17 protein-coding genes and 1 pseudogene are annotated in these 16,037 nt (G+C 60.8%); 17 read left to right on the plus strand and 1 reads right to left on the minus strand.

Annotation, left to right across the window (positions count from 1 at the left end):
• Positions 1 to 4: 4 nt before the first annotated feature.
• The 17 genes from fliH (at position 5) to flhB (ending at position 15,596) form a co-directional block, all read left to right on the plus strand.
• The gene (gene fliH / locus DKB71_RS08485; protein WP_274074848.1) at positions 5 to 787 is read left to right on the plus strand and encodes a flagellar assembly protein FliH; all 783 of its coding nucleotides are present in this window, start codon (positions 5 to 7) and stop codon (positions 785 to 787) included.
• Complete coding sequence (gene fliI, locus DKB71_RS08490) at positions 777 to 2,135, plus strand: flagellar protein export ATPase FliI (RefSeq protein ID WP_046816899.1); 1,359 nt, start codon at positions 777 to 779, stop codon at positions 2,133 to 2,135. Before fliH ends, fliI begins: the two co-directional genes overlap by 11 nt.
• A 6-nt stretch (positions 2,136 to 2,141) precedes the next feature.
• Positions 2,142 to 2,591: a flagellar export protein FliJ gene (fliJ, locus tag DKB71_RS08495; RefSeq protein WP_274074849.1), complete on the plus strand. Its 450-nt coding sequence runs from the start codon at positions 2,142 to 2,144 to the stop codon at positions 2,589 to 2,591.
• Positions 2,592 to 3,734: 1,143 nt separating this feature from the next.
• Positions 3,735 to 4,040: a transposase gene (locus tag DKB71_RS08500; protein WP_323609148.1), complete on the plus strand. Its 306-nt coding sequence runs from the start codon at positions 3,735 to 3,737 to the stop codon at positions 4,038 to 4,040.
• Positions 4,037 to 4,873 carry an IS3 family transposase gene (locus DKB71_RS08505; protein ID WP_408600077.1) on the plus strand — a complete coding sequence of 279 codons (837 nt, stop codon included), beginning with the start codon at positions 4,037 to 4,039 and terminating at the stop codon, positions 4,871 to 4,873. Before DKB71_RS08500 ends, DKB71_RS08505 begins: the two co-directional genes overlap by 4 nt.
• Positions 4,874 to 6,253: 1,380 nt before the next feature.
• Positions 6,254 to 6,553, plus strand: a complete 300-nt coding sequence (locus DKB71_RS08510; protein ID WP_406593021.1) for an STAS domain-containing protein — start codon at positions 6,254 to 6,256, stop codon at positions 6,551 to 6,553.
• Positions 6,554 to 6,558: 5 nt separating this feature from the next.
• On the plus strand, positions 6,559 to 8,265 hold the full coding sequence (locus DKB71_RS08515) for a SpoIIE family protein phosphatase (protein WP_408601064.1): 1,707 nt from the start codon (positions 6,559 to 6,561) through the stop codon (positions 8,263 to 8,265).
• Positions 8,266 to 8,295: 30 nt separating this feature from the next.
• Positions 8,296 to 8,646 (plus strand): Hpt domain-containing protein, encoded by a 351-nt coding sequence (locus tag DKB71_RS08520; RefSeq protein WP_408600078.1) that lies wholly within the window; start codon positions 8,296 to 8,298, stop codon positions 8,644 to 8,646.
• A gap of 100 nt (positions 8,647 to 8,746) precedes the next feature.
• Positions 8,747 to 10,024 (plus strand): flagellar hook-length control protein FliK, encoded by a 1,278-nt coding sequence (locus DKB71_RS08525; RefSeq protein WP_408600079.1) that lies wholly within the window; start codon positions 8,747 to 8,749, stop codon positions 10,022 to 10,024.
• A gap of 161 nt (positions 10,025 to 10,185) precedes the next feature.
• Positions 10,186 to 10,686, plus strand: coding sequence for a flagellar basal body-associated protein FliL (gene fliL / locus DKB71_RS08530; protein ID WP_323609422.1), 501 nt, complete (start codon positions 10,186 to 10,188; stop codon positions 10,684 to 10,686).
• Between the two features lie 9 nt (positions 10,687 to 10,695).
• Positions 10,696 to 11,664: a flagellar motor switch protein FliM gene (gene fliM, locus DKB71_RS08535; protein ID WP_020796965.1), complete on the plus strand. Its 969-nt coding sequence runs from the start codon at positions 10,696 to 10,698 to the stop codon at positions 11,662 to 11,664.
• Between the two features lie 64 nt (positions 11,665 to 11,728).
• Positions 11,729 to 12,187 carry a flagellar motor switch protein FliN gene (gene fliN / locus DKB71_RS08540; protein WP_274074854.1) on the plus strand — a complete coding sequence of 153 codons (459 nt, stop codon included), beginning with the start codon at positions 11,729 to 11,731 and terminating at the stop codon, positions 12,185 to 12,187.
• Positions 12,188 to 12,640 (plus strand): flagellar biosynthetic protein FliO, encoded by a 453-nt coding sequence (gene fliO, locus DKB71_RS08545; protein WP_274074855.1) that lies wholly within the window; start codon positions 12,188 to 12,190, stop codon positions 12,638 to 12,640.
• The gene (gene fliP / locus DKB71_RS08550) at positions 12,640 to 13,398 is read left to right on the plus strand and encodes a flagellar type III secretion system pore protein FliP (protein ID WP_274074856.1); all 759 of its coding nucleotides are present in this window, start codon (positions 12,640 to 12,642) and stop codon (positions 13,396 to 13,398) included. Before fliO ends, fliP begins: the two co-directional genes overlap by 1 nt.
• Positions 13,395 to 13,664: a flagellar biosynthesis protein FliQ gene (gene fliQ, locus DKB71_RS08555; protein WP_046816911.1), complete on the plus strand. Its 270-nt coding sequence runs from the start codon at positions 13,395 to 13,397 to the stop codon at positions 13,662 to 13,664. The genes fliP and fliQ overlap by 4 nt, the downstream gene beginning before the upstream one ends.
• 3 nt (positions 13,665 to 13,667) lie before the next feature.
• On the plus strand, positions 13,668 to 14,453 hold the full coding sequence (gene fliR, locus DKB71_RS08560) for a flagellar biosynthetic protein FliR (protein WP_323628865.1): 786 nt from the start codon (positions 13,668 to 13,670) through the stop codon (positions 14,451 to 14,453).
• Positions 14,454 to 14,456: 3 nt separating this feature from the next.
• Positions 14,457 to 15,596: a flagellar biosynthesis protein FlhB gene (gene flhB / locus DKB71_RS08565; RefSeq protein ID WP_274074857.1), complete on the plus strand. Its 1,140-nt coding sequence runs from the start codon at positions 14,457 to 14,459 to the stop codon at positions 15,594 to 15,596.
• Between the two features lie 167 nt (positions 15,597 to 15,763).
• Here flhB and DKB71_RS08570 read toward each other — a convergent pair.
• A pseudogene (locus DKB71_RS08570) lies at positions 15,764 to 15,847 on the minus strand (transposase); the annotation flags it as partial.
• Positions 15,848 to 16,037: the final 190 nt, after the last annotated feature.

Genomic DNA, 16,037 nt, shown 5'->3' on the forward strand with positions numbered 1-16,037 from the left:
CCCCATGGCCAAGAACGATGAGCAGCCCTCTGACCTGATCAGGGCCCGTGATGTCGGTGGTTTCGAGTCCTGGGCGCTGCCCAGCTTCGATCCGCCGGCACCCGAGCCTGAGCCCGAGCCCGAACCCGAGCCGCCGGAAATGGAGGAAGTGCCGCTGGAGGAAGTACAGCCACTGACCCTTGAGGAGCTCGAGAGCATTCGCCAGGAAGCCTACAACGAAGGTTTTGCGGTGGGCGAAAAAGAAGGGTTCCACAGCACCACGCTCAGGGTTCGCCAGGAAGCTGAAGTGGCGTTGGCGGCCAAGATCGCCAGCCTTGAAAAAATCATGGCGCACCTGTTCGAGCCCATCGCCGAACAGGACACACAGATTGAAAAGTCCCTGGTCGAGCTGGTGCGGCACATGACCAGACAGGTGATCCAGCGCGAACTGGCCATGGACTCGACGCAGATCGAACACGTCATGCGCGAAGCCCTCAAGCTGTTGCCATTGGGCGTTGAAAACGTGCGGCTGTATATCAATCCGCAGGATTTCGTCCAGGTCAAAGCCTTGCGCGAGCGCCATGAGGAAACCTGGCGCATCGTCGAGGACGAGGCGCTGTTGCCTGGCGGTTGCCGGGTCGAAACCGAGCACAGTCGTATCGATGCTACGGTCGAAACCCGCGTTGCGCAGGTGATGGATAAGCTGTTCGACCAGATGCACGAACAAGCTTTGCACCCGGCCGCTCCGGACCTGAGCCTTGAGTTGCCCGTCGAAAGTAAACCCGTGGCTGCCCCTGATGCGCCTTGAACGCACCAGTTTCGCCAAGCGCCTGGGCAGTTACGCCGAGGCCACGACACTGGCTGGCGCACCGATCCTCGAAGGCCGCCTGCTGCGCATGGTCGGCCTGACCCTCGAAGCCGAAGGCTTGCGCGCCGCCATGGGCAGTCGCTGCATGGTCATCAACGATGACAGCTACCATCCGGTGCAGGTCGAAGCCGAAGTCATGGGCTTTTCCGGCAGCAAGGTCTTCCTGATGCCGGTCGGCAGCGTGGCCGGCATCGCCCCCGGTGCCCGGGTGGTGCCCCTGTCCGACAGCGGTCGCTTGCCGATGGGCATGAGCATGCTCGGGCGCGTGCTCGATGGTGCCGGCCGCGCCTTGGACGGCAAGGGCGGGATGAAGGCCGAGGACTGGGTGCCGATGGACGGCCCGACCATCAACCCGCTCAAGCGCGAGCCGATCAGCGAGCCGCTGGACGTGGGCATTCGTTGCATCAACGGCATGTTGACGGTTGGGCGCGGTCAGCGGCTTGGCTTGTTCGCCGGTACCGGCGTCGGTAAATCCGTGCTGCTGGGCATGATGACGCGCTTTACCGAGGCCGACATCATCGTCGTCGGGCTGATCGGCGAGCGGGGTCGAGAAGTTAAAGAATTCATCGAGCATATCCTCGGTGAAGAAGGGCTCAAGCGCTCGGTGGTGGTGGCGTCGCCCGCGGACGATGCGCCGCTGATGCGTCTGCGCGCCGCCATGTACTGCACGCGAATCGCCGAGTATTTCCGCGACAAGGGCAAGAACGTCCTGCTGTTGATGGATTCGCTGACGCGTTTCGCCCAGGCCCAGCGGGAAATCGCCCTGGCCATCGGCGAGCCGCCGGCGACCAAGGGTTATCCGCCCTCGGTGTTCGCCAAGTTGCCGAAACTGGTGGAGCGCGCCGGCAATGCCGAGAAGGGCGGTGGCTCGATCACGGCGTTCTATACCGTGCTGTCCGAAGGTGACGACCAGCAGGACCCGATTGCCGACTCGGCGCGGGGCGTGCTCGACGGGCACATCGTGCTGTCGCGGCGACTGGCCGAGGAGGGCCATTACCCGGCCATCGATATCGAGGCCTCCATCAGCCGGGTCATGCCGGCCGTGGTGTCGCCGGAACACATGGCCCGGGCGCAGTACTTCAAGCAGTTGTGGTCGCGCTATCAACAGAGCCGCGACCTGATCAGCGTCGGCGCCTACGTCGCCGGCGGTGACCGCGAGACCGACCTGGCGATTTCCCTGCAGCCGCAGCTGGTCAAATACCTGCGCCAGGGCCTCAACGACAGCATCAGCCTGGGCGAAAGCGAAGCGTACCTCGCCTCGATCTTCGCGCCCGCGGCGGGCGGTTAACCGGCCATGGCCCAGAGTCGGGCGGGCCGCCTGGCCCCCGTGGTGGAAATGGCCGAGAAGGCCGAGAAAACCGCGGTCCAGCGTCTGGGGCACTTCCAGGGGCAGGTGCGGCTGGCCGAGAGCAAACTGGCCGACCTCGAAGCCTTTCGGCTCGACTATCAGGAACAGTGGATCGTGCGCGGCAGTGCCGGCGTGTCCGGGCAATGGCTACTGGGCTACCAGGGCTTTCTCGCGCAATTGGGCACGGCCATCGATCAACAGCGGCAAAGCCTGGCCTGGCACCAGAACAACCTGAACAAGGCGCGGGACACCTGGCAGCAGGCGTTCGCCCGGGTCGAAGGCTTGCGCAAGCTGGTTCAGCGCTACCAGGACGAAGCGCGGGCGCTGGAAGACAAGCGCGAGCAGAAGCTGCTGGATGAATTGTCCCAGCGCCTGCCGCGACAGGATGCGTATTGATAGATTGCCCGGGAATGATCGCAGCCCGCGGCAGCTCAGCGCGAACGCGAAACCCCTGTAGGAGCTGGCCTGCCAGCGAAGAGGCCCGAAAGACCAGCGCAATACTCAAGACCGCCTTCGCCGGCAAGCCGGGCTCCTACAATGTTTTGTGTTGGACATGAATCCATGGTTTTCCACGGACCTGTAGGAGCTGGCTTGCCAGCGAATAGGCCCAAGAGACCAGCGCAATACCCAAGACCGCCTTCGCCGGCAAGCCGGGCTCCTACAATGTTTTGTGTTAGACATGAATCCGAGGTTTTCCACGGACCTGTAGGAGCTGGCTTGCCAGCGAAGAAGCCCGAAAGACCAGCGCAATACTCAAGACCGCCTTCGCCGGCAAGCCGGGCTCCTACAATGTTTTGTGTTGGACATGAATCCGTGGTTGTCTTCGGACCTGTAGGAGCTGGCTTGCCAGCGAATAGGCCCAAGAGACCAGCGCAATACCCAAGACCGCCTTCGCCGGCAAGCCGGGCTCCTACAATGTTTTGTGTTAGACATGAATCCGAGGTTTTCCACGGACCTGTAGGAGCTGGCTTGCCAGCGAAGAAGCCCGAAAGACCAGCGCAATACTCAAGACCGCCTTCGCCGGCAAGCCGGGCTCCTACAATGTTTTGTGTTGGACATGAATCCGTGGTTGTCTTCGGACCTGTAGGAGCTGGCTTGCCAGCGAATAGGCCCAAGAGACCAGCGCAATACCCAAGACCGCCTTCGCCGGCAAGCCGGGCTCCTACAATGTTTTGTGTTAGACATGAATCCGAGGTTTTCCACGGACCTGTAGGAGCTGGCTTGCCAGCGAAGAGGCCCGAAAGACCAGCGCAATACTCAACACCGCCTTCGCCGGCAAGCCGGGCTCCTACAATGTTTTGTGTTAGACATGAGTCCGTGGATGTCTTCGGACCTGTAGGAGCTGGCTTGCCAGCGAAGAGGCCCGAGAGACCCGCGCAATACCCAAGACCGCCTTCGCCGGCAAGCCGGGCTCCTACAATGTTTTGTGTTGGGCATGAATCCGTGGTTGTCTTCGGACCTGTAGGAGCTGGCTTGAACTGGCCTAATTATTCCGGACACCTCTTAAGGGCGATATGATTTCGCCAACTTGGAGGTTCCATGAACGAAAGAAAGGTCTACACCCGCGAGTTCAAGCTTCAGGCTGCCAGCATGGTGCTTGATGATAACTGTTCGGTTCCAGATGTTTGTGCATCGCTGGATATCGGGCCCACCGCTTTACGGCGCTGGGTCGATCAGGTTCGCAAGGAACGCGAGGGCCAGGCCGTCAAAGGCACCAAGGCGATTACCGAAGATCAGCGCCAGATTCAGGAGCTAAAAGCCAAGATCAAGCGTATGGAGATGGAGGCCGAGATCTTAAAAAAGGCTACCGCTCTCTTGATGTCGGATCCCGATCGTTTTCGATGATTGCGGAGCTAAGAGAGTCATTCCCGACGGCTATCGTGTGTCGCGTTTTTGGTGTGAAGCGCAGCAGCTTTTATGAGTGGCTTCAGCGGCTCGCCAAGCCGCAGGTCAGACGCGAGGAGCTCAAGCTGAAAGTGGTTGAACTGCACAGCGAAAGCCGTGAAGCCATGGGTTCCAGGATGATTAGCAAGGGCCTGAAGTCGCAAAACATAGCGGTCGGAAGGAGTCTTGTCAGAACACTGATGAGGGAGGCCAACATTGTCAGTAAACAACGCCAGCCGCATCCATTCAGGTCCAAGGGGGTTGAAGCATTTGTTGCGCCTAATCGACTCAAACGCAACTTCAAACCGGCTGCTGTTGATCAGGTCTGGTGTGGCGACGTTACCAGCTTGATGGTGGGTAAGCGCTGGGTTCACCTGGCCATCGTAATTGACCTGTTTGCTCGTCGAGTCATTGGCTGGGCATTCTCTCTAGTCAATGACGCCAACTTGGTGAGCAAGGCGCTACGCATGGCGACAGAGGTACGAACCTGCCCGCCGGGACTGATGTTCCACTCGGATCAGGGCTGTCAGTACACCAGTCGTAAGTTTCAAGAAGAACTGGCCCGCCACGGCATTTTGCAGAGCATGAGTCATCGCGGACAGTGCTGGGACAACGCTCCAACAGAGCGTTTTTTCGGCACACTGAAATCAGAATGGGTTCCCCGCAGCGGCTACAGCATGGTCGAAGAAGCAAAAACCGACATGGTGCGCTTCTTCATGTATTACAACCGCACCAGGCTCCACAGCTACAACAACTACCTGTCGCCAATAGCTATGGAGCAAAAAGCGGCATAAACACCGTAATCGGTGTCCGGGATTACTTGACCAGTTCAGCTTGCCAGCGAAGAGGCCCGAAAGACCAGTGCAAAACTCAACACCGCCTTCGCCGGCAAGCCGGGCTCCTACAATGTTTTGTGTTGGCCATGAATCCGTGGTTGTCTTCGGACCTGTAGGAGCTGGCTTGCCAGCGAAGAGGCCCGAAAGACCAGCGCAATACCCAAGACCGCCTTCGCCGGCAAGCCGGGCTCCTACAATGTTTTGTGTTAGACATGAGTCCGTGGATGTCTTCGGACCTGTAGGAGCTGGCTTGCCAGCGAAGAGGCCCAAGAGACCAGCGCAATACCCAAGACCGCCTTCGCCGGCAAGCCGGGCTCCTACAATGTTTTGTGTTGGCCATGAGTCCGTGGTTTTCCACGGACCTGTAGGAGCTGGCTTGCCAGCGAAGAGGCCCAAAAGACCAGCGCAATACCCAAGACCGCCTTCGCCGGCAAGCCGGGCTCCTACAATGTTTTGTGTTGGGCATGAATCCGAGGTTTTCCACGGACCTGTAGGAGCTGGCTTGCCAGCGAAGAGGCCCGAGAGACCCGCGCAATACCCAAGACCGCCTTCGCCGGCAAGCCGGGCTCCTACAATGTTTTGTGTTAGACATGAGTCCGTGGATGTCTTCGGACCTGTAGGAGCTGGCTTGCCAGCGAAGAGGCCCGAAAGACCAGCGCAATACCCAAGACCGCCTTCGCCGGCAAGCCGGGCTCCTACAATGTTTTGTGTTGGGCATGAATCCGAGGTTTTCCACGGACCTGTAGGAGCTGGCTTGCCAGCGAAGAGGCTCGAGAGACCAGCGCAATACTTAAGGCAGCCTTCGCCGGCAAGCCGGGCTCCTACAATGTTTTGTGTTGGCCATGAATCCGTGGTTGTCTTCGGACCTGGCTTGCCAGCGAAGAAGCCTGAAAGACCAGCGCAAAACTCAAGACCGTCTTCGCCGGCAAGCCGGGCTCCTACAATGTTTTGTGTTAGACATGAATCCGTGGTTTTCCACGGACCTGTAGGAGCTGGCTTGCCAGCGAAGAGGCCCAAGAGACCAGCGCAATACCCAAGGCCGCCTTCGCCGGCAAGCCGGGCTCCTACAATGTTTTGTGTTGGGCATGAATCCGTGGATGTCTTCGGACTTGGCCTGCCAGCGAAGAGGCCCGAGAGACCAGCGCAAAACTCAAGACCGTCTTCGCCGGCAAGCCGGGCTCCTACAATGTTTTGTGTTGGGCATGAATCCGTGGTTGTCTTCGGACCTGAGCTGCCGAAGGCTGCGATCTTTTGATCTTGATCCCCAACCTTGCCCCAACCTCTACCCAATGCTAAACCTTGTACAAGAAGGTTTACCAATGACAAGGAAGCCATGATATGTCAGTCGTTACAGAAATCTCCCCGGACGGGAAAAAGCTGACGATATCGATCAAGGGACGATTCGATTTCGCCAAACATCATGAATTTCGAAAATCCTACGAAGAGCAGAACCTCTCAAAGGTCGTGGTCGATCTGAAAGAAGCCACCTACCTCGACAGCTCCGCCCTGGGCATGCTGCTGCTGTTGCGTGACCATGCCGGTGGCGACGATTCCGACATTCGCGTGGTCAACAGCAGTTCCGATGTGAGGAAAATCCTCGCCATTTCCAACTTCGACAAGCTGTTCGACATCAGTTGACCACCGTGCAGGTGGTACTCGAACCGCTGACGATCCTGATCGCCGAGGACAGCGCGGCCGACCGCATGCTGTTGTCGAGCATCGTCCGCCGCCAGGGGCATCAAGTGCTGACGGCCGCCAACGGCGCCGAAGCGGTCGAGGTGTTTCGCCAGCAACGCCCGCAACTGGTGTTGATGGACGCGATGATGCCGGTGATGGATGGCTTCGAGGCGGCGGCGCACATCAAGGAACTGGCAGGGGAAACCCTGGTGCCCATCATCTTCCTCACCTCGCTGTCGGAAAGCCAGGCGTTGGCCCGCTGCCTGGAGGTGGGGGGTGACGATTTTCTGGCAAAACCCTACAACCAGGTGATCCTCGCCGCCAAGATCAAGGCGATGGACCGCTTGCGGCGTCTGCAGGCCACTGTCTTGCAGCAGCGCGACCAGATCGCCAGGCACCACGAATATCTGCTTAACGAGCAGCGGGTGGCCAAGGCGGTGTTCGACAAGGTGGCCCATTCCGGCTGCCTGAATGCCGCCAATATCCGCTACCTGCAATCGCCCTATGCATTGTTCAACGGCGACCTGCTGTTGGCCGCGTTCACCCCGGCAGGGGACATGCACGTCTTGCTCGGCGATTTCACCGGCCATGGCCTGCCTGCTGCCGTTGGCGCCATGCCCCTGGCCGAAGTCTTCTACGGCATGACCGCCAAGGGTTACGGCCTCGCCGAAACCCTGCGCGAGATGAATGCCAAGCTCAAGCGCATCCTGCCGGTGGACATGTTCTGCTGCGCGACGATGCTGTGCCTGGGTTTCCAGAGCCGCTCGCTGGAGGTCTGGAACGGCGGCATGCCGGACGGCTACCTGCACAGCATTGCCAGCGGGGCGCGTACGCCACTGACGGCGCGGCATTTACCGCTGGGTGTACTGAGCCCGCAAACCTTCGATGATCGGACCGAAGTGTTCCCGATGGCCATGGGTGACCGGGTGTTCCTGATGTCCGACGGGGTGATCGACACCTGTGATGCCGATGATCAGCTGTTTGGTGAGCAGCGATTGCTGCAGGTATTTGCCGCCAATCGTCAGCCCGACACCTTGTTCGAGGACATCGAGCAGGCGCATCGGGACTTTCAAGGGATAACGCGCGACGATGTCAGCATGGTCGAGGTCATCCTGGCGCCACCCGTGCATGCGAGTCCGCCGGTGCCGGTCTATTCCGACAGCGGCCAGTCCTGTCCCCTGGACTGGTCGGCCAGTTTCGAATTTCGCGCCGCGACCCTCAAACGCTTCAACCCGTTGCCCTATCTGTTGCAATTGCTCCAGGAAGTGCACGGCCTGCGGGCGCAGAGCGGGGCACTGTACAGTGTGCTGGCGGAGCTGTACTCCAATGCCCTGGAGCATGGGGTATTGGGCCTGGATTCCAGCCTCAAGCGCGATGTGTCGGGTTTTACCCGCTATTATCAACAACGCAATGCACGCCTGGACGAGCTGCAGGAAGGTTATGTACGGGTGCATTTGCAAGTTACGCCAGAGGGCGAGGGTGGTTGCCTGGCGATTCGCGTCGAGGACAGCGGCAAGGGCTTCGATGTCGGGCGGGTGCTGGAGCGCCCGGTCGATCCTGTCCGTCTGTCCGGGCGCGGCATCAGTCTGATCCGTCAGTTGGGTCAAAATGCAAGCTGGTCCGACGACGGTCGCAGTGCCCGCGTGGAGTTTTACTGGAAGGCTCTGGCATAATCCGAAGATTCTTGATCAAGGAGCGAACAAGTGACTGACGAACATCTGGACCTGGACGCGCTGAGCGCGTTGCGCGAGGTCATGGAGGAGGAGTATCCGAAATTGCTGGATACCTTTCTCAGCGATTCCGAAGAGCGCCTTGGATTGTTGCGCAAGGCACAGCAGGGCGCGCAACTGATAGAAGAGGCTCACAGCTTCAAAGGCAGCAGCCTCAATATGGGGGCCGTCAGGCTCGCCGAGCTGTGTGGCCAGCTTGAAAAGAGCGCCAACAGCCTGTCTAACCTGGATATCAGTGAACTGATCGCCAAAATCGATGGTGAGTTCGCCTTTGTGCGACCTCTTTACCAGGCTGAGCGGCAGCGGTCCCTGGCGGAAAACTGAGGCCCAGGACGCTTTTCGTCGGCATCGAGCGAAACTGGCTCGCCCCTTGCAATCAATTCTTCAACTGTACCTACGATCCCAGTGCAGCGGAGACCGTTAAATGCCCCTTACGCCCCAATCACTGCTCCTGGCCGCTACTCAGGCCAAGAGCAAGACCGTCTCCGCACCTGCCGCCACAGTGGCCGCCGAGCCAATGGACAAGGCCTCAAGCTTCTCTCAGGTGTATGCCAGGCAGGCTCGGAACACGTCCGTAGCCGCTGAAGCACCTGCGAAACCAGCGCGTGACAAGGTCGAAGATAGCGTCGGTCAAAAGGATGATAACGCTGCCGCCGAGAAGCCCGCCGTTGCCGATAGCGGCAAAGGCTTGCCCGCCGATAAACCGGCGCAAGACGACAAGCAGGCCGACGCCGATTCGACGGATGCCGGACAGGCGCCGGTCGCCGATGCTGCGCCTGTCGACCCTGCCTCGGTGCCTGTGGTCGCGGTGCCTGCTCCGCCTGTCGTGGCTGATCCCGTCGAAGCGACGCTGACAGCGGTCGTCCCGCCAGCAGTCCCCGCCACCGACACCGGTTTCGATCCCGAAGCCGACCCGCTCGACGCCTTGCCAGCCCTGCGCATGGCCATGGAGCAGAGCGGGCATGTCTCGGCCTCGAGCCAGGCAGCCAAGTCGGCACCGACCCAGGCCGACGGCGAGCCGACCGCGGCGCAGACCTTTGCCGCCGGCATGGCGAACATGCTCGATGTGCAGGCCGACCAGGACAGCACCAGCCAGGGTGGCGAAAAAGCCTTCAGCGGCCTGATCGATGCGGGCCTCAAGGACCTCACGTCGGCCAGCAGCGATACCCGGGTCGACGATTTCGCCAACCGCCTGGCGGCACTGACCCAGGCGGCCACGCCGAAAACCGCCAACGCCGTGCCGGTCAACCAGCCCATCGCGATGCATCAGAGCGGCTGGACCGAAGAAGTGGTGAACCGGGTCATGTACCTGTCCAGCGCCAACCTCAAGGCGGCCGACATCCAGTTGCAGCCGGCCGAACTCGGCCGCCTCGACATTCGGGTGAACATGGTGCCCGACCAGCAGACCCAGGTGACCTTCATGAGCGCCCATCCGGGCGTGCGGGAAGCGCTGGACGGCCAGATGCATCGCCTGCGCGACATGTTCGCCCAGCAGGGCATGGGCCAGGTGGACGTCAATGTGTCCGACCAGTCCCGCGGTTCGCAGGATCAGGGGCAGCAACAGCAGGCGCAGAGCGGGCGTGCCAGTGCTGGCGGTGGACGCCTGGATGCCATGGATGACGAGATCGCGCCGAGCGTGACCGAAGTGGCCGCAACGGCTACCCGGGTGATCGGCTCCAGTGCCGTCGACTACTACGCCTGATTCGCGATGCTCCTAAAAGATCGCAGCCTGCGGCAGCTCCTACAGGAAATGTACACCCTGTAGGAGCTGCCGCAGGCTGCGATCTTTTTTGTTTCTGGCATAACACTTGCTCTTGCCTTGCCGTGCGACTGTGAAAACCCGAATAGTGACGGATTATTGGCATGGCGAAGAGCGACGCAGCAGTAAAAGACCCCGCAACCAAAGGCAAACTCAAGCTGATCATCTTGATCGTGGTGGCGCTGCTGCTGGCCATCGGCCTGTCCGTTGGCGCGACCTGGTACTTCATGCACAGCGCCCAGAACAAGCCTGCCGTCGAAGCTGAAACCGCCCCTTCAGGCAAGCAGCCAGCGGTGTTCGAGCCGATGGCCCCGGCGTTCGTCGCCAACTACACCCAGAACGGTCGCCAACGCTACATGCAAGTGAGCATCACCATGCTCGCGCGCAACCAGGCGGATCTGGACGCGCTCAAGGTGCACATGCCCGTGATCCGCAACAACCTGGTGATGCTGTTCTCCGGTCAGGATTTCGCGACCCTCGCCTCGCCGGTCGGCCAGGAAATGTTGCGCCAGAAGGCCACGGCCAGCGTCCAGGAAGTGGCGCAGAAAGAGCTCGGCAAAGTGGTGATCGAACAGTTGCTTTTCACTAATTTCGTACTGCAGTAGGAACACGACATGGCCGTGCAGGACCTGCTGTCCCAGGATGAGATCGACGCGCTGCTGCATGGCGTCGACGATGGTCTGGTACAGACCGATATCGCTGCCGAACCCGGCACCGTCAAGAGCTACGACCTGACCAGCCAGGATCGCATCGTCCGTGGACGCATGCCGACCCTGGAAATGATCAACGAGCGTTTTGCCCGCTACACGCGCATCAGCATGTTCAACATGCTGCGCCGCTCGGCAGACGTGGCGGTCGGTGGCGTGCAGGTGATGAAGTTCGGCGAATACGTGCACTCGCTGTACGTGCCGACCAGTCTCAACCTGGTCAAGATCAAGCCATTGCGCGGCACTGCGCTGTTCATCCTCGATGCCAAGCTGGTGTTCAAGCTGGTGGACAACTTCTTCGGCGGCGATGGCCGCCACGCCAAGATCGAAGGGCGTGAATTCACCCCGACCGAGCTGCGCGTGGTGCGCATGGTCCTGGAGCAGGCCTTCGTCGACTTGAAAGAGGCCTGGCAGGCGATCATGGAAGTGAACTTCGAGTACATCAACTCGGAAGTGAACCCGGCCATGGCCAACATCGTCGGCCCGAGCGAGGCCATCGTGGTGTCGACCTTCCACATCGAACTCGATGGCGGTGGCGGCGACCTGCACGTGACCATGCCTTACTCGATGATCGAACCGGTGCGCGAAATGCTCGATGCCGGCTTCCAGTCCGATCTCGACGACCAGGACGAGCGTTGGGTCAACGCCTTGCGCCAGGACGTGATGGACGTCGACGTACCGATCAACGCCACGGTTGCCCGTCGCCAGCTGAAGCTGCGCGACATCCTGCACATGCAGCCGGGGGATGTGATCCCGGTGGACATGCAGGAAGAACTGGTCATGCGCGCCAACGGCGTGCCGGCCTTCAAGGTCAAGATGGGCTCGCACAAGGGCAACCTTGCGCTGCAGGTTATCGAGCCGATCGAGCGTCGTTGAGGCGGCGCCACTCCCCCTATTAATTGACTCTTCTGACTGAAGAGTTGTTCGCCGAGGACAAATGATGGCTGACCACATGAATACCCAGGACGACCAGGCGCTGGCCGATGAGTGGGCTGCGGCCCTGGAAGAAGCCGGTGACGCCGGCCAGGCCGATATCGACGCCTTGCTGGCCGCCGATGCGGGTCGTTCCTCGTCCAATCGCCTGCCTATGGAAGAATTCGGCAGCGTGCCGAGGAGCAACGAGCCGGTGAGCCTGGAAGGCCCGAACCTGGACGTGATCCTCGACATCCCGGTGTCGATCTCCATGGAAGTCGGCAGCACTGACATCAACATCCGTAACCTGTTGCAGCTCAACCAGGGCTCGGTCATCGAACTCGATCGCCTGGCCGGTGAACCGCTGGACGTGCTGGTCAACGGCACCCTCATCGCCCATGGCGAAGTGGTGGTGGTCAACGAGAAGTTCGGCATCCGCCTGACCGACGTGATCAGCCCAAGCGAACGCATCAAGAAGCTGCGCTGAGTGAAAAGGCTTTTGGGATTGTTCTTGGGGCTGGCGCTGGTCTTGCCCTGCAGTGTGCTGGCCGCCGAGCCTGTCGCCAATGCCGCCGCCGCGCCTGTGGCCAGCAGCGGCGTGGCCGGGCAGTTGACACAACTGGTGTTTGGTTTGTTGCTGGTGCTGGGGCTGATTTTCTTCCTCGCCTGGCTCTTGCGCCGGGTACAACAGGCCGGGCCGGCGGGCAAGGGGCAGGTGATCGAGCTGATCGGCTCCCGCGCACTGGGGCCCCGTGATCGCCTGATGCTGGTGCAGGTCGGCAACGAGCAGATCCTGCTCGGCCTGAGCCCGGGCACCATCACGGCGCTGCATGTGCTCAAGGAGCCGGTGCAGGTGCCGAGCGCGACCGAGAAAGCCACCCCGGAGTTCGCCCAGCGCCTGATGGAGCTGATGGGCAAGGATCAGAAGGATAAGAAGTAATGGCTGCGCTGCGCATCATCCTGACGCTGGCCCTGATGCTGGCCGCGCCGCTGGCGATCGCCGCCGATCCATTGTCGATCCCGGCCATCACGCTCGGCACCAATGCCGAGGGCGCCCAGGAATACTCGGTCAGCCTGCAGATCCTGCTGATCATGACCGCGCTGAGTTTCATCCCGGCGTTCGTCATGCTGATGACCAGTTTCACCCGCATCATCATTGTCTTCTCGATCCTGCGCCAGGCCCTCGGCTTGCAGCAGACGCCGTCGAACCAGATCCTCACCGGCATGGCGCTGTTCCTCACCCTGTTCATCATGGCGCCGGTGTTCGACCGGGTGAACCAGGATGCCTTGCAACCTTACCTCGCGGAAAAAATGACCGCCCAGGATGCCGTGGCCAAGGCCCAGGTGCCGATCAAGGACTTCATGCTGGCCCAGACGCGCACCAGTGACCTGGAGCTGTTCATGCGCCTGTCCAAGCGCACCGACATCGCCACGCCGGATCAGGCGCCGCTGACCATCCTGGTGCCGGCGTTCGTCACCTCGGAACTCAAGACCGCGTTCCAGATCGGCTTCATGATCTTCATCCCGTTCCTGATCATCGACCTGGTCGTGGCCAGTGTGCTGATGGCGATGGGCATGATGATGCTTTCGCCGCTGATCATTTCCCTGCCGTTCAAGATCATGCTGTTCGTGCTGGTCGATGGCTGGGCCCTGATCATCGGCACCCTGGCCAGCAGCTTCGGCGGTGTGTCGCCATGACGCCTGAAGTCGCCGTCGACATCTTTCGCGAAGCATTGTGGCTGACCACCCTGATGGTCGCGGTGCTGGTGATTCCGAGCCTGCTCGTGGGGCTGCTGGTGGCGATGTTCCAGGCCGCCACCCAGATCAACGAACAGACCTTGAGTTTCCTGCCGCGCCTGCTGGTGATGCTGGTGACGCTGATCGTCGCCGGCCCCTGGCTGGTGCAGACCTTCATGGAATACATCCTGCAGTTGTACGGCAGCATTCCGCAGGTCATCGGCTAAGCCATGTCGTCGCTGCTGCAGCTGACCGATACCCAGATCAGCACCTGGGTGGCGACCTTCATGTTGCCGCTGTTTCGCGTCGGCGCCTTGCTGATGGTTATGCCGGTGTTCGGCACCGCCCTGGTGCCCAAGCGCATCCGCCTGTACTTCGCCCTGGCCATCACCGTGGTCATCGCCCCGGGCCTGCCGCCGATGCCGCCGGTGAATGCGCTGGAACTGAGCGGGCTGCTGCTGATTGCCGAGCAGATCCTCGTCGGCGCGATCCTGGGGTTCTCCCTGCAACTGTTCTTCCAGGCCTTCGTGGTGGCGGGGCAGATCGTCGCGATCCAGATGGGCATGGGCTTCGCCTCGATGGTCGACCCCACCAACGGCGTGTCGGTGGCAGTGATCGGACAGTTCTTCACCATGCTGGTGACGCTGCTGTTCCTCTCCATGAACGGCCACTTGGTGGTGTTCGAGGTGCTGACCGAGAGCTTCACCACGTTGCCGGTCGGTAGCGGCCTGATGGTCAACCACTACTGGGAGCTGGCCGGCAAGCTCGGCTGGGTGCTCGGCGCGGCGCTGCTGCTGGTGCTGCCGGCGATCACCGCGCTGCTGGTGGTCAACATCGCATTTGGCGTGATGACCCGGGCGGCGCCGCAACTGAACATTTTCTCCATCGGCTTCCCGCTGACCCTGGTGCTCGGCATGTTCATCCTCTGGGTCGGGCTGGCGGACATTCTCAACCAGTATCAACCGCTGGCTTCCGAGGCCCTGCAGTTTTTACGCGAACTGGCACAGGCGCGCTAAGGCATGGCTGAGAGCGAAAGCGGTCAGGACAAGACAGAAGACCCCACGGAGAAAAAGAAAAAGGACGCCCGGGAGAAAGGCGAGATCGCCCGATCCAAGGAACTCAATACCCTGGCGATCATGCTCGCCGGCGCCGGTGCGCTGCTGATCTTCGGGGGTGCCCTGGCCCAGGACATGATGGACCTGATGCGCCTGAATTTTTCCCTGTCCCGCGAGGTGGTGCTGGACCAGCGGGCGATGGGTACCTACCTGTTGCACTCGGGGCAGATCGCCTTGCTGGCGGTTCAACCGGTGATGATCACCTTGCTGCTGGCGGCGATCATCGGCCCGATTTCCCTTGGTGGCTGGCTGTTCTCCGCCGGCACCATGGCGCCCAAGTTCAGCCGCATGAACCCCGGCGCGGGGCTCAAGCGCATGTTTTCGGCCAAGGCCCTGACCGAACTGCTCAAGGCCCTGGCCAAGTTCTTCATCGTCCTGTTCGTGGCCCTGGCGGTGTTGACGGCGGACATCGACGACCTGCTGCGCATCGCCCACGAACCCCTGGACCGCGCCATCACCCACAGCCTGCAAGTGGTCGGCTGGAGTACCCTGTGGATGGCCTGCGGGCTGATCATCATCGCCGCCGTCGACGTGCCGATCCAGATCTGGGAAAGCATCAAGAAGCTGAAGATGACCAAGCAGGAAATCCGCGACGAGCACAAGGACCAGGAAGGGCGGCCGGAGGTCAAGCAACGGATTCGCCAGCTGCAGCGCGAAATGTCCCAGCGCCGGATGATGGCGGCGGTGCCCGATGCCGACGTGGTCATCACCAACCCGACCCACTACGCCGTGGCCCTCAAGTACGACCCGGACAAGAGCGGGGCGCCCATGCTGATCGCCAAGGGCAGCGACTTCCTGGCCCTGAAAATCCGAGAGATCGCGGCGGCCAACGAGATCCTGCTACTGGAATCACCGGCGCTGGCGCGGTCGATCTACTACTCCACCGAGCTTGAACAGGAAATCCCTGGCGGCCTGTACCTCGCCGTCGCCCAGGTACTGGCCTACGTGTACCAGATTCGCCAGTACCGCGCCGGCAAGGGCAAGCGTCCGGATCCGCTCAAGGACGACCTGCCGATCCCGCCGGATTTGCGTCGCGATTCCTGATACCCCAAAGCAAAAGATCGCAGCCTTCGGCAACTCCCACAGGTGTACACCGAATCCCTGTAGGAGCTGCCGAAGGCTGCGATCTTTTTTCACCTGCGGGAATCTAGATTTCAACGCTCCGCAAGAATTTCGATAAATAAATCTAACCCCTTTTCTACTCTCGTGTTTGCGAAAATGACTTGCCGATTGTGCCCTCGCTGTACGACACGATGGGGGTGGTTGGGTAAAACAACGCGGCCTGTCTTGGGCATCTTCCTTCGTCCTTGTCATGACGACGAGAGATTAGTAGAAGCTGAGTCCTCCGTTCCATTTTGCTGTTATTGAATATTTCCATGTTTTTGCTTTGAAAATAAATTTGTCCCCTTTTTGCTCCCTTTTTGCTCGTGTCTTCAGGTCCTTTTAGGTCGTCCCTTTTTACGCCGTCCCCTTGTAGGTCCTGTC

The organism is Pseudomonas sp. PLMAX (genome assembly GCF_046042685.1).
GTDB classification, from domain to species: domain Bacteria; phylum Pseudomonadota; class Gammaproteobacteria; order Pseudomonadales; family Pseudomonadaceae; genus Aquipseudomonas; species Aquipseudomonas putida_AE.

Coding starts and splice junctions, on each gene's coding strand:
- fliL (WP_323609422.1), top strand. CDS start 10,186: ATGGCGAAGAGCGACGCAGCAGTAAAAGACCCCGCAACCAAAGGCAAA.
- fliQ (WP_046816911.1), top strand. CDS start 13,395: ATGACGCCTGAAGTCGCCGTCGACATCTTTCGCGAAGCATTGTGGCTG.
- DKB71_RS08505 (WP_408600077.1), top strand. CDS start 4,037: ATGATTGCGGAGCTAAGAGAGTCATTCCCGACGGCTATCGTGTGTCGC.
- fliM (WP_020796965.1), top strand. CDS start 10,696: ATGGCCGTGCAGGACCTGCTGTCCCAGGATGAGATCGACGCGCTGCTG.
- fliP (WP_274074856.1), top strand. CDS start 12,640: ATGGCTGCGCTGCGCATCATCCTGACGCTGGCCCTGATGCTGGCCGCG.
- fliJ (WP_274074849.1), top strand. CDS start 2,142: ATGGCCCAGAGTCGGGCGGGCCGCCTGGCCCCCGTGGTGGAAATGGCC.
- fliH (WP_274074848.1), top strand. CDS start 5: ATGGCCAAGAACGATGAGCAGCCCTCTGACCTGATCAGGGCCCGTGAT.
- DKB71_RS08500 (WP_323609148.1), top strand. CDS start 3,735: ATGAACGAAAGAAAGGTCTACACCCGCGAGTTCAAGCTTCAGGCTGCC.
- DKB71_RS08525 (WP_408600079.1), top strand. CDS start 8,747: ATGCCCCTTACGCCCCAATCACTGCTCCTGGCCGCTACTCAGGCCAAG.
- fliR (WP_323628865.1), top strand. CDS start 13,668: ATGTCGTCGCTGCTGCAGCTGACCGATACCCAGATCAGCACCTGGGTG.
- fliN (WP_274074854.1), top strand. CDS start 11,729: ATGGCTGACCACATGAATACCCAGGACGACCAGGCGCTGGCCGATGAG.
- fliI (WP_046816899.1), top strand. CDS start 777: ATGCGCCTTGAACGCACCAGTTTCGCCAAGCGCCTGGGCAGTTACGCC.
- flhB (WP_274074857.1), top strand. CDS start 14,457: ATGGCTGAGAGCGAAAGCGGTCAGGACAAGACAGAAGACCCCACGGAG.
- DKB71_RS08510 (WP_406593021.1), top strand. CDS start 6,254: ATGTCAGTCGTTACAGAAATCTCCCCGGACGGGAAAAAGCTGACGATA.